This window comes from Aeromonas sp. 130281, assembly GCF_056642115.1.
On the sequence record NZ_JBWVQS010000001.1, the window covers coordinates 1,039,493 to 1,051,817 of the forward strand.

The window sequence follows — 12,325 nt, forward strand, 5'->3', positions numbered from 1 at the left end:
ATCACAATGAAGAAAATCGGACTCTTGTTGGCGGCCATCCTGCTCAGCCCGCTCGCCATGGCACAAACCGCTCCGGCGGCCCCCAAGGCGCAAGCCCCCCAGACCTGGTACGTGGCCCCCATCGTCATCGACCAGACCAGCGAGGCGCAGAAGGCCCTGACCAAGGACTTCATGGCCCAGATGATCAAGACCATCAAGATCAACGAGTACCAGACCGGCAAGGCGGTGGGCAAGCACAAGGATCCCAAGTGGCTGATCCGCACCAAGCTGGTGCCCGCAAGCACCGAACCCCTGGTCGGCAAAAAGCACCCTCAGGGCCTCACCTACGGCAAGGGCATCCCCACCCAGGAGATAGTCGGCGAACTCATCATGAACGGTACCCTGGTGGCCCATGTGGGCCAGGGCTGGCGTGAGCCCATAGTGCCGGGCACCCCGGTGGCCGAGAAGATCACCATAGCCAACTACCAGTACGCCATCGGCAACGAGGCCAAGGCCCCGGATCTGGAAGAGCTGGCGGCCCAGATAGGCTTCGAGGTGGGCAAGGTGATTGCCCGAGGCGGTCAGCCCCTGCCCGAGAAGAAAAAGAAAAAAGAGTAAACGCCACACCTGTTACCAAGAAGGGGCCCTGCGCCCCTTCTTGCTGCCCGCCCGGCGGCCCTTGGCTGTCACCAAAGGGTCACAACTGTGAACGGGATCCCGATTCCCGCCTCTCTGCCCTCCTCATAAATCACTTATCTGCTTGTGATTCAATCAGTTAAAAATCATCCGCCAGATGCAGCAAACCCATTGCCCCAAATTGGATCGGGATCACATTTATCTCCCGGGGTAAGGGGTAGTTTGAAGGTCAAGGCACAATCAAACGACACCAAGGAGGCTTCATTACATGTTCCCGGAGTACAGAGATCTCATCTCGAAACTGAAGAGCAGTGATGTCCATTTCCAAAAGAAGTTTGACTTGCACAACGACCTGGATGCGGAGATCAGGAAGCTGGAAAAACATCACGCCAGCGATTACAGCTCCGAGGTGAAGGATCTGAAAAAACAGAAACTTAAACTGAAAGAGGAGATATACGACATCCTCAAACAACATCCACACTAGACGCCTCGACGAATACCCGGATAAGCAACTTATCCCCCAGCCCGGCTTAAAGCCGGGCTTTTTATTGGCCGTTCACGACGGTGCGGGGCAGACCATGTCAGGCGGTACTCTCGCCGCTGCTAGCCGTGATAGCTACCTGCTGCCAACAAGGCACGCGCCAGCGGCAGCCCGAGCCAACCCGCCCCCAGAATGCCGCTCGCCCCGGTTATATGTTGTTCTGTCATCATCCCTTCACTTGCTTGACGCTATTTGCCCCGCAGCTTATCTACCTTGGAAGGAAAAGAAACCCTTGGCCTGCAAATAGACAAATACTACCAAGACGGCGGCATTTTTCTATTTGCAGGTGGGTAGTTTAAATTGCCATGCCTTTATAAAGCCGCCCTCTAAAAAACGTAAAAAAACAATCATTATCTAACTGGCTGAATGTTATTGAGCTCCTGATAGAAATAATCAAAAACTTGACTCGGAAGGCGCCCATATCTGAAATCTAACAATTTACTTTCCTGCATCACCTTCCTACGTTCTTCCGAAGAAAGATCAAACTCTATTTCCGCAGCCAAATACTCAAGCGCATACTCTTCAGAGTAATTTGAACCTTCAGATATTTTTAGAAAGTCTAATAAATCTTGAGCGTTAGCATGTTTACTAATTACTGCATCCAGCATTCTTGGATTAGCAACTTTCATAAAGCAAACTGTCGCCATTATTTCTTGGTAAAAATCGTTCATAGATTCATTACGAGAATTTTCTATTATCGCAAAATAGGTTAACATTCGTTCTATGTCGCGTAATGATGGCTTTAAATGTTTAACCAAAGACTTTAGTGTTTGCACAGCATTTTCATTGTGAATTTTTCTCCCCTCGTTCATTAAATAAAAAGCTGTAGCTAGATATTTAGCGCCGTCATCTTGCTGATATTTACCAGATGAACGAGGCAGGGAGAGCCAAACATTAATAAATTTCTGTAAATATGTAACGGAGTCAATTCCATTACCATATCGACACTTGACCGACTCCTCCAATTGCTTTCTATTCATAACAAGCAAGAATGTGATACCTGATACTGAAAATAAGTGTTTAATATTTTCCAGTAGGTCTAATGCAAAATCCGGCCTACAGCGATCAAGCTCATCAATAACAAAAACTATGCGTTTTCCGGGTGTATGATTGATCGCTATGTCTGATAAAAACTCTCTGAAATTGCTCAATGCTAATTTATCTGCTTTAGAACTCTCGAACTTTGAGGCAATAACTGAATCTACTTGCTCAGAAACCAATGTAGAAATATCATTTTCAGCTTGTTCGAGTATCGATCCATCAATTAGACCAGCAGTACCTAGCCGAATGCCTGTTTTAATCATGCCTCGACTAAAAGTTTTAAAGACCTGAGCTGCTTTTTGCTTGAACTCCACTTTCTTACTTTCAGCCTTGTCCTCTAGTAACTCATATATTTCTGAGGCGAGAGCTAAGAATGGTTCTTTTTGGTAATCATTTTCAAATGCATCGAAATATATTGTTTCAAGAGGAGGTTCTTGCTTATATTTATTCTCACCAGACCACATTTTTATAAATGTGCTTTTGCCTTCACCCCATTGAGCATCCAAGGCCAGCACCAAATTATCATCAGAATTCATTATCAAATTATAAAGTCGGTCACCAAACGGCTTTCGAATAAACAAATCTTTTTCTGTTGAGAACCCTTCACCATCATTAATTTTTAACTCCGGAACTGTTAATTTCATCCCTTCCCCCAAATAAAATATTATTTATAGAATAGATATATTAAAAATCTTCATGAGTGCATCATGCCCACATGAGACCTTTATATCAATAATTTTGTTATTTCCATCAATGCATGATCATTCTGTAACAGTACTTTCCATCGGACAAAATGCGTTTTCCCTGTGAGCAATTCGTGTATTTCCAATACATAAAAGCGGGCCAATGGCCCGCTTGTTTATACAGAATTAACCCCATCATCACACCGGCGGATGGAAATGGCTGGCCTCGCGGGTCGCCATCTCCTCGTAGGTGCTCCACCTCTGCCAGACCACCTGCTGCGCCACCTGCATCAGCCGCTCCGCCTCCTCGGGATGACTCTGTGCCAGCACCTGGTAGCGGTTCTCCTCTTGGCGGTACTCGGCGAGCGGGATGGAGGGGCGCAGGCTGTCGAGGCTGAAGGGGTTCTGCCCCGCGCTGCGCAGTACGGGGTTGTAGCGCATCAGCGGCCAGTGACCGGAGGCGACGGCGCGTTTCTGCTGGGTCAGGCCAAACTCCATATCGATGCCGTGGGCGATGCAGTGGCTGTAGGCGATGATCAGCGACGGGCCCGGATAGGCCTCCGCTTCACGCAAGGCCTGCAGCGCCTGCTGCGGGTTGGCACCAAAGGCGATACGGGCCACATAGACGTTGCCGTAGGAGATGGCTTGCAGCGCCACATCCTTCTTGGCCAGCGTCTTGCCCCCCGCCGCGAACTTGGCGACGGCGCCGAGCGGGGTCGATTTCGACATCTGGCCGCCGGTGTTGGAGTAGACCTCGGTATCCATCACCAGCACGTTCACATCGCGCCCGGAGGCGAGCACATGATCGAGCCCCGATGAGCCGATGTCATAGGCCCAGCCATCGCCGCCGATGATCCAGACCGAGCGACGCACCAGCTGATCGATGAGTGACAGCAGCTCGCGAGCCTTGCCGGATTTCACCTCTTCCAATCGCTCCCGCACTTGCGCCACCCGGGTGCGCTGGGCGCGGATCTCCGACTCCAGCCGCTGCGGAGCCTTGATAAGCGACTCGACCAACGCTTCCCCCAGCTCCCCCTTCATCGCCTGCAAGGCCGTCACCGCCTGACCATGATGCTGATCGGCGGTGAGACGAAAACCAAAGCCGAACTCGGCGTTGTCCTCGAACAGGGAGTTCGACCAGGCTGGCCCCTTCCCTTCGCCGTTCTTGGCCCAGGGAGTGGTCGGCAGGTTGCCGCCATAGATGGATGAGCAACCGGTGGCGTTGGCCACCAGCATGCGATCGCCAAACAGCTGGGTCAGCAACTTGAGGTAGGGGGTCTCGCCACAGCCGGCGCAGGCACCGGAGAACTCGAATAGGGGTTCGAGGAACTGGGCTCCGCGCACCGTGGAGAAATCCACCCGCTCGCGGGCAGGCCAGGGCAGGCTCTCGAACCAGCGCAGCGCCTGCTTCTGACCCGCCAGATGCGGCGCCTTGTCCATCATGGTGATGGCGCGCTCGCCCTCGTGACTTTCATCCGCCCCGGCTCGCACCGGACAGGCCTGCACGCACTGACCGCAGCCGGTGCAATCTTCCGGATAGAGCTGCAAGGTGTAGCGGCTGTCGGGGAAGCCCTTGGCGGTGACGGGCACCGACTGGGCCGCCTCGGGGGCAGTCGCCAGCCAGTCCTGATGGTAGAACTTGGCCCGCAGCGCCGCGTGGGGGCAGACAAAGACGCAGTTGCCGCACTGGATGCAGATATCCGAATTCCAGATCGGGATCTCGCGGGCGATATCCCGCTTCTCGAAGCGGCTGGTGGCAGTGGGGTAAGTACCATCCACCGGCAGCATGGAGACGGGGATCAGATCGCCACGCCCCGCCAGCATCTCGCCAGTGACCCGCTGGACAAACTCGCTGCCCCCCGGTGCCAGTGGCAGCGGATAGTCGCTGATCTGCTCGTCACCGGCCGGGATCACCACCTTGCAGAGGTGAGCCAGGGTATCGTCCACCGCGGCGAAGTTGCGCGCCACCACCTCGGGCCCCTTGCGGGCATAACTCTTCTCGATGCTCTCCTTGATGAGCGCAATGGCTTCGTCCCGCGGCAGCACCCCGGCCAGCGCGAAGAAGCAGGTCTGCATGATGGTGTTGATGCGATTGCCCATGCCGTTTTGCTCGGCCACCCGATCCCCATCGATGCAGTAGAGCTGGATATTGAGGGCGCGGATACGGGCGCGCAGCCGCTCGGGCAGCTGGCCCCACACCTTGTCAGCCTCATAGGGGGCGTTGAGCAGCAGGGTCGCCCCTTCGGCGGCGTGCTCCAGCAGATCCACAGATTCGACAAAACCCCACTGGTGGCAACCGATAAAGCTCGCCTGCTCGATAAGCCAGGGGGCGTCTATGGGATCGGGGCCAAAGCGCAGGTGGGACACGGTGCGCGAGCCCGACTTCTTGGAGTCGTAGACGAAATAACCCTGGGCGTGGAAGCCCTCCAGCTCGCCGATGATCTTGATGCTGTTCTTGTTGGCGCCCACCGTGCCGTCGGCACCGAGGCCGAAGAACAGCGCCCGCACCCGACTGGCAGGTTCGAGATCGCCGATGGGGTGCCAGGCCAGACTGAGGCCCGACACATCATCGACAATTCCCACGGTAAAGCGTGGGCGCGGCGCATCGGAGGAGAGCTCCTCGAACACTGCCGCACACATGGCGGGGGTGAACTCCTTGGAAGAGAGGCCGTAGCGGCCGCCACTGAGCCAGGGCAGGCGCTTGACAAGGCCCCGCTGCAAGCCGTCGATGAGGGCGCTCTGCACATCCAGCAGCAGCGGCTCGCCCCCCGCCCCCGGCTCCTTGGTGCGATCCAGCACGGCGATGCGGCGCACGCTCGCGGGCAGGGCATCGAGCAGCGCCTGCACCGGGAAGGGGCGATAGAGGCGCACCACCAGCACCCCGGTCTTGCGATCCTGCCGGTTGAGCCAATCGACCGTGGTGCGGGCGGTAGCCGCCCCCGAGCCCATCAGCACGATGACGTCGGTGGCATCGGTTGCGCCGTGGTACTCCACCAGATGGTAGTGGCGGCCGGTCAGCTTGCCGAGGCTCTCCATGCACTGTTGCACCCGCGCCGGCACCGCCTCGTAGAAGGGGTTGACGCTCTCACGGGACTGGAAATAGGTGTCCGGGTTCTGGGCGGTGCCGCGCATCACCGGATGATCCGGGTTGAGCGCCCGCGCACGGTGGGCGCGTACCCAGTCGTTGTCGATAAGGGCCCGAATTTCATCTCGATGCAGGGCGAGGATCTTGTTCACCTCGTGGGAGGTACGAAAGCCATCGAAGAAGTGGATAAAGGGCACTCGGCACTGCAAGGTGACGCTATGGGCGACCAAGGCCAAGTCCTGCGCCTCCTGCACCGAGCCGGAGGCGAGCATGGCAAAGCCGGTGCTGCGCGCCGCCATCACATCCTGATGGTCGCCAAAAATCGACAGCCCCTGCGCCGCGAGCGATCGGGCCGCCACATGGAACACAGCCGCGGTCAATTCCCCGGCGATTTTGTACATGTTGGGCAGCATCAGCATCAGTCCCTGACTTGCGGTAAAGGTGGTGGCGAGCGCCCCCGCCTGCAGGGCGCCGTGCACCGTGCCGGCCGCCCCCCCTTCGCTCTGCATCTCCACCACTGTGGGGATATTGCCCCAGAGATTGGTCTGCCCCTGTTCCGCCCAGGCGTCGGCCAGTTCGGCCATGGTCGAGCTCGGGGTGATGGGGTAGATGGCACACACTTCGCTCAGCTGGTAGGCCACCCGGGCCGCGGCTTCGTTGCCGTCGACCATGATCAGTTCATGTTTCATTGGGACACCTCCGGTTGGCGCAGCAGGATGGCGTGGCAAGGGCATTGGTCGTGGCAGGCACCGCAGCCGGTGCAGCTCTCGGCATCCACCTGATACCCCAGACCCGGCCCCAGCTTGGCGATGGCCTGCTCGGGGCAACTGCCATAGCAGCCGTCACACTCGAAGCAGTTGCCGCAGGAGTAACAGCGCGCCGCCTCGTAACGGGCGGCCACCTCATCCAGCCCGCCGATGATCTCGCCAAAGTCGTCTCGCGCCCACGCCGGTTTGACCGGCTGACTGCTGGCCGGAGCCTGTGTCTGGAACCAGAGCTGCAACTGCTCCGGCCCCACCAATGGATAGGAGAGCGGTTTGTGGTAGTGGCGACCGCGCAGCCAGGCATCCATATGGCGCGCCGCCTTCTTGCCATGGCCGGTGGCGATGGTGACGGTGCGCTCGGAGGGCACCATGTCGCCGCCGGCAAACAGACCCGGCACATCCGTCATCAGGTTTCCCGCCACCTGCACCACCCCCTCCTTGTTGACCCGCACGCCGGGAATGCTCTCCAGCACCGAGAGGTCTACCTCCTGACCGAGCGCCAGGATCAGGGAGTCCGCTTCGAGGGTTTCAAACTGGCCGGTGGGCACCGGCTTGCCCTGCTCATCCAGCGCCATCACCTCCACCTCGATATTGGTGTTGTCGAGCTGGCGAATGCTGCGCAGCCAGTTGATCTTGATCCCCTCCTCCTCGGCCTCGTCGGCTTCGAAGGCGTGGGCAGGCATATGATCCCGGTCGCGGCGGTAGATGATCATCGCCTCTTCCACCCCGAGGCGACGGGCGGTACGGGCCGCGTCCATGGCGGTGTTGCCGCCGCCGTAGATGGCTACTCGTCGTCCCAGTCTGGGGGGCGGCAAGCCCTGCTCTTCGGCAAGACTGGCCTGCTCGAGGAAGCTCACCGCATCGAGGATCTTGCCCGCCTCGCGGGCCGGAATATCGACCCGCTTGGCCAGATGGGCACCGATGGCCATAAAGACGGCGTCAAAGCCCCCCTCATCACGCGCCTTGAGCACGTCTTCCACCTTGTGATTGAGAGTGAGGGTGACACCTGCGGCCAGGATGCGGGCCACCTCCCTGTCCAGCACATCGCGGGGCAGGCGGTAGGCGGGGATGCCGAAGCGCAGCATGCCGCCCGCCAGTGGTCCCGCCTCGCGGATCTCCACCTGATGGCCGAGCCGGTTGAGGTGCCAGGCGCAAGAAAGACCAGAGGGCCCGGCGCCGATCACCAGCACTTTCTTGCCACTGGCAGGCGCAGGCGGCGCAGGCAGCCAGCCACGGGCCAGCGCCTCGTCACCGAGGAAGCGCTCAATGGCGTGGATGGAGACGGCGTCATCCACCTGGGCCCGGTTGCAGGCGCTTTCGCAGGGGTGATAACAGACCCGGCCATGGACTGCGGGCAGGGGGTTTTCTTCGATGAGTCGCTGCCAGGCCGCCTCGAAGCGGCCCGCTTCGGCCAAGGCAAGCCAGGCCTGGATGTTCTCGCCAGCCGGGCAGGCATGGTTGCAAGGTGGCAGGGCCGGTTGCCAGACGGGCAGCCGGGTGCGGACCGGGCCTGTTCCCGTCTTCTGGGAGAGATCCGGCTGTGGGGTCATATCCAGTTGTTTGCTCATACATTGCTTTCTTCTTGTTGGGTAACAGGCCCGCTCCGATGGCGCTTGATACCGTGTTGCCTGGGCAGACGGTGGCCGGAGAGGGAAGAAGCGAAAGCGTCAGAAACTGGAAGCTGGCTCGATGATGGGCCGTTTTTTGTACGACATGGTGGATCAGGATCAATAAATGTTGCGCTTTATGAGGCGTTTCCCCCGGGATACGACCCCGATCACATGGCGCCGTTGGCCTGCACCGATCAGGCGCCTCCTCGCCTGCCCCCCCATGATGGGGGGCAAGAGAGGATTGCCGCACGGGGCAGGAATCGTTATCTTGCCCTCTTCACTGGAATCGCCACAGCACAAGGACCCTGACATGCCCAGCCTCGCCAGCATACATCTCTACCCCATCAAATCGACGGCGGGCATGCCGCTGACCCGTGCCCGGGTGACCGAGGAGGGGCTGCTGGGGGATCGCCGCTACATGGTGGTCAAGCCGGACGGCAGCTTCATCACAGCCCGCACCCATCCCCAACTGCAACTGGTGACGGCCACCCCGGTGGAGGGCGGCCTGCAACTGCGTTACCCCGGAATGGCGCAGCTCAGGCTGCAGGAAGCGGACTTCAGCCGCGCCCCCCAGGCCACAGGCGTCTGGGGCGACAGCTTCCATGCCCTGCACACCCAGTCCCAGGCCGATGAGTGGCTGAGCCGGGTGGCGGGGGAGCCGGTTCGCCTGCTCTGGCTCGGCGAAACCTCTGACCGCTTTCGGGAGAAGACCGGCACCCGGGTCAGCTTTGCCGACGGTTATCCCCTGCTGCTGATCAGCCAGAGTTCGCTGGATGACCTCAACCTGAGATCCGATGCCTTGCACCAGATGAGCCAGTTTCGCACCAACCTGGTGGCAAGCGGCACCCGCCCGTTCGAGGAGGATGGCTGGAAGCGGATCCGCATCGGCGAGGTGGAGTTTCTGGTGGCCAAGCCGTGCAGCCGCTGCATCATGACCACGGTGGAGGCGGGCACGGATCGCTTCAACGCGCTGAAAGAGCCGCTCGCCACCCTCACCCGCTACCGCCGTGGCGAGGATGGGGAGGTCTATTTCGGCCAGAATCTGGTGGCGCTGAACGAGGGCTGGATTGAGGCAGGGAGCGAGATCCAGGTGCTGGAAACCGCCCGTCCCCCCGTCTACCCCAATGCGGCGCCGAAGAAGCGGGAGCTGGTCTGCGTCGCCCGCGAGCCCCTGGCCCGGGATCTGGAGACCTTCTGGTTCGAGGCCGCCGACGGCGAGCCCCTGCCCGACTATCTGCCTGGCCAGCACCTGCCCATCAGCCTCGACATCAAGGGGGAACGGCAACAGCGCCGCTACACCCTGAGCTCCACCCCGGAGAGGCCGGAGCGTTACAGCATCAGCGTCAAGAAGCTGGCCGATGGCCGCATCTCCCCCTGGCTTCACCATGAGCTGCGCATGGGCGATCACCTGCTGGCCGCCCCCCCGGCCGGCGAGTTTCACTTAGGCACAGAGCGCAAGCTGCTGCTGCTCTCGGCGGGTTCAGGCGTCACCCCCATGCTGTCCATTGCCCGCACCCTGGCGCGGCGCGGGGAGCTGGAAGATGTTCACTTTATGCACCTGTGCCGCAGCGAGGCCGACATTCCGGCCGCCACCGAGCTGCACGCCATGAGTCAGGCAGGCATGCAACTGACCCTGATCCTGAGCCAGCCCGATGGCCACTGGCAGGGCATGAGCGGTCGCCTTGGCAAGGGGCACCTCGAGCAGGTCAGGGATCTGCTGGCACGGGAGATCTTCCTGTGCGGCCCCCACGGCTTTATGGCCGATGCGGCCGCCAGACTGACCGCCCTTGGCGTGCCCGCCGAGCGCATCCGCCAGGAGAGCTTTGGCGGGGCCATCCTCTCGGTGGCCCGTCCCCACAAGGCAGTGCAACTGCGCATCGGCGAGCAGACCTTCGCTGGCAACAATCAGGGCACTGTGCTGGATCAGGCCCACAAGCAGGGGGTGGAGCTGCCCTGGAGCTGCCGCGCCGGCATCTGCGGCAGTTGCAAGCAGACCCTGCTCGAAGGGGAGGTGGATCATCCGGACGCCCCGGCCATCACAGCCGCCGAGCGGGCCGCGGGCAAGATCCTCACCTGCTGCGCCGTGCCCCTCTCCGATCTGGTGATCAAATAGGAGGATGGCGCCGCACGGGTCGGCGCCATCATCGCAAAGCAAAACGGCTGCCCTGAGGCAGCCGTTTTCTTATCGCATCTGGCAATCAGCCACGCAGGGCGGCGATGCGCTGCTCGATGGGCGGGTGGCTCATGAACAGCTCGCTCATGGAGCGCTTGCCGTTGATGCCGAAGGCCATCATGGTGCCTTCCATCTGCGGCTCGGCGCCACGGGAGAGGCGCTGCAGCGCGGCTATCATCTTGTCGCGACCGGCCAGCTTGGCGGCACCGGCATCGGCGCGGAACTCGCGCTGACGGCTGAACCACATGACGATCATGGAGGCCAGCACGCCGAACAGCATCTCCAGCACGAACACGGTGATCATGTAGGCAAACCCACCCGAGCTGCTGCTCTCCTCGTCGTTGTTGGAGCTGAAGAAGTTGCTGATGACGCCGGCCACGATGCGGGCGAAGAACATCACGAAGGTGTTCACCACCCCCTGGATCAGGGTCAGGGTCACCATGTCGCCGTTGGCCACGTGGCTCACCTCGTGGGCCAGCACGGCTTCCGCCTCGTCACGGCTCATGCTGTAGAGCAGGCCGGACGACACGGCAACGAGGGAGTCGTCGCGGCGGGCGCCGGTGGCGAAGGCGTTCATCTCGGGGGAGTCGTAGATCCCCACTTCCGGCATCTTGATGCCAGCCTCACGGGCCTGACGGGCGACTGTGCTCACCAGCCAGTGCTCTGTCTCGTTGCGGGGCTGCTCGATGACCTGGACGCCATAGCTGCGCTTGGCCATCCACTTGGACATCAGCAAGGAGATAAAGGAACCCCCAAAACCGAACACGGCACAGAACACCAACAGACCGGAAATGCTGGACTTGTTGATCCCCAGAACCGAGAACAGGATATTGAGTACCACCCCCAGCACCAGCATGACGGCCAGGTTGGTCACCAGGAATAGCATAATTCGCTTCATATTGACTCCTTGTGAGATATAGATGCATGGTTCGGGCCAATTCACAATCGACCCGATACCACACCTGCCCCCGATCATAGACAGACTCGATGAATGTTTGCTGAATGTTGGGCCTCAGAGCAGGGACGAGATGTCGAGACAATCGCGCAGATCCGCCTCGAGCGGCTGGTCTACGAAGGGGATCTCCCCCAGAAATGGGGCCGGCAACATGGCTTTCAAGGTGGCCAGGTTCTCCTGGTAGCGACTCATGTGCGGATCCACCCGATTGACCACCCAGCCGGCCAGGGTCAGCCCCTGATGGCGGATGGCGGCGCAGGTGAGCAGGGCATGATTGAGGCAACCCAGCTTGGCCCCCACCACCAGGATCACCGGCAGGCGCTCAAGGGCGACCCAGTCGGAGAGCAGATGCTGGTGATCCAGCGGCAAAAACCAGCCCCCCGCCCCCTCGACTATCACCCGTTCGGCCCCCGCCCGCTCAATCTCCCGCAACCCGGCAGACAGGCCCGCCAGGGGAATGCTCGCCCCCACCTCCCGGGCGGCTATGTGGGGGGCGATGGGGGGCTCGAAGGCGTAGGGGTTGACCGAGTCGATGGGCAGCGGGAGGCTGGCGGCCGCTTGCAGCTGCTGGGCATCGAGGTTGCGAAGCCCCTCCGGGGTGCGGGCACAACCGGCTGAGATCGGCTTGTAGCCGGCGCAGGGGATGCCCCGGGCGGCGAACGCCTGCAGCAGGGTACGGGCGACCAGGGTCTTGCCCACGTCGGTGTCGGTGCCCGTGATGAAATAGGATCTGACCATGATGATTCCTCAGCGCAGTTCAAGGTGGCGCTCTGGCACCACCTGGGTATCAATGATGGGCTTGTGCCGGGCGGCTAACCTCGCCTGGCCCAAGGCAAAAACGCGTGTTCCCGCAGCCGG

Annotated in this window: 8 protein-coding genes and 1 pseudogene; 3 read left to right on the top strand and 6 right to left on the bottom strand. The window is 60.3% G+C overall.

The features are described 5' to 3' along the window. Positions 1-6: 6 nt before the first annotated feature. Together AC1IN8_RS04560 and AC1IN8_RS04565 are read left to right on the top strand one after the other, a co-directional pair. Positions 7-597 (top strand): hypothetical protein, encoded by a 591-nt coding sequence (locus AC1IN8_RS04560; RefSeq protein WP_139435139.1) that lies wholly within the window; start codon positions 7-9, stop codon positions 595-597. Between the two features lie 286 nt (positions 598-883). Beyond that, a complete protein-coding gene (locus tag AC1IN8_RS04565; RefSeq protein ID WP_005313020.1) occupies positions 884-1,099 on the top strand; it encodes an HP1242/YdcH family protein in 216 nt (71 codons plus the stop codon). Positions 1,100-1,233: 134 nt separating this feature from the next. Here the strand turns inward: AC1IN8_RS04565 and AC1IN8_RS04570 are convergent. The 4 genes and pseudogenes from AC1IN8_RS04570 to AC1IN8_RS04585 form a co-directional block, all read right to left on the bottom strand. Continuing rightward, positions 1,234-1,326, bottom strand: a pseudogene (locus AC1IN8_RS04570) (SDR family NAD(P)-dependent oxidoreductase); the annotation flags it as partial. Positions 1,327-1,506: 180 nt separating this feature from the next. Continuing rightward, on the bottom strand, positions 1,507-2,841 hold the full coding sequence (locus tag AC1IN8_RS04575) for a KAP family P-loop NTPase fold protein (protein WP_479758197.1): 1,335 nt from the start codon (positions 2,839-2,841) through the stop codon (positions 1,507-1,509). Positions 2,842-3,078: 237 nt separating this feature from the next. Then, positions 3,079-6,654 (bottom strand): pyruvate:ferredoxin (flavodoxin) oxidoreductase, encoded by a 3,576-nt coding sequence (gene nifJ / locus AC1IN8_RS04580; protein ID WP_479758198.1) that lies wholly within the window; start codon positions 6,652-6,654, stop codon positions 3,079-3,081. Then, positions 6,651-8,297, bottom strand: coding sequence for an NAD(P)-binding protein (locus AC1IN8_RS04585; RefSeq protein ID WP_479758199.1), 1,647 nt, complete (start codon positions 8,295-8,297; stop codon positions 6,651-6,653). Before AC1IN8_RS04585 ends, nifJ begins: the two co-directional genes overlap by 4 nt. A gap of 352 nt (positions 8,298-8,649) precedes the next feature. On the opposite strand from AC1IN8_RS04585, the gene AC1IN8_RS04590 reads away from it, so the two are divergent. After that, a complete protein-coding gene (locus tag AC1IN8_RS04590; protein ID WP_479758200.1) occupies positions 8,650-10,452 on the top strand; it encodes an MOSC N-terminal beta barrel domain-containing protein in 1,803 nt (600 codons plus the stop codon). Positions 10,453-10,537: 85 nt separating this feature from the next. Here the strand turns inward: AC1IN8_RS04590 and htpX are convergent, their stop codons facing one another. Next, entirely contained in the window at positions 10,538-11,410 is an 873-nt protein-coding gene (gene htpX, locus AC1IN8_RS04595; RefSeq protein WP_171269207.1) for a protease HtpX, read from the bottom strand. A gap of 114 nt (positions 11,411-11,524) precedes the next feature. Beyond that, on the bottom strand, positions 11,525-12,205 hold the full coding sequence (gene bioD / locus AC1IN8_RS04600; protein WP_139435152.1) for a dethiobiotin synthase: 681 nt from the start codon (positions 12,203-12,205) through the stop codon (positions 11,525-11,527). Positions 12,206-12,325 lie beyond the last annotated feature (120 nt).

Bases quoted from the DNA above. Each gene is read 5' to 3' on its own strand.
- AC1IN8_RS04560 (WP_139435139.1), top strand. From the start codon at position 7: ATGAAGAAAATCGGACTCTTGTTGGCGGCCATCCTGCTCAGCCCGCTC.
- AC1IN8_RS04565 (WP_005313020.1), top strand. From the start codon at position 884: ATGTTCCCGGAGTACAGAGATCTCATCTCGAAACTGAAGAGCAGTGAT.
- AC1IN8_RS04575 (WP_479758197.1), bottom strand. From the start codon at position 2,841: ATGAAATTAACAGTTCCGGAGTTAAAAATTAATGATGGTGAAGGGTTC.
- nifJ (WP_479758198.1), bottom strand. From the start codon at position 6,654: ATGAAACATGAACTGATCATGGTCGACGGCAACGAAGCCGCGGCCCGG.
- AC1IN8_RS04585 (WP_479758199.1), bottom strand. From the start codon at position 8,297: ATGAGCAAACAACTGGATATGACCCCACAGCCGGATCTCTCCCAGAAG.
- AC1IN8_RS04590 (WP_479758200.1), top strand. From the start codon at position 8,650: ATGCCCAGCCTCGCCAGCATACATCTCTACCCCATCAAATCGACGGCG.
- htpX (WP_171269207.1), bottom strand. From the start codon at position 11,410: ATGAAGCGAATTATGCTATTCCTGGTGACCAACCTGGCCGTCATGCTG.
- bioD (WP_139435152.1), bottom strand. From the start codon at position 12,205: ATGGTCAGATCCTATTTCATCACGGGCACCGACACCGACGTGGGCAAG.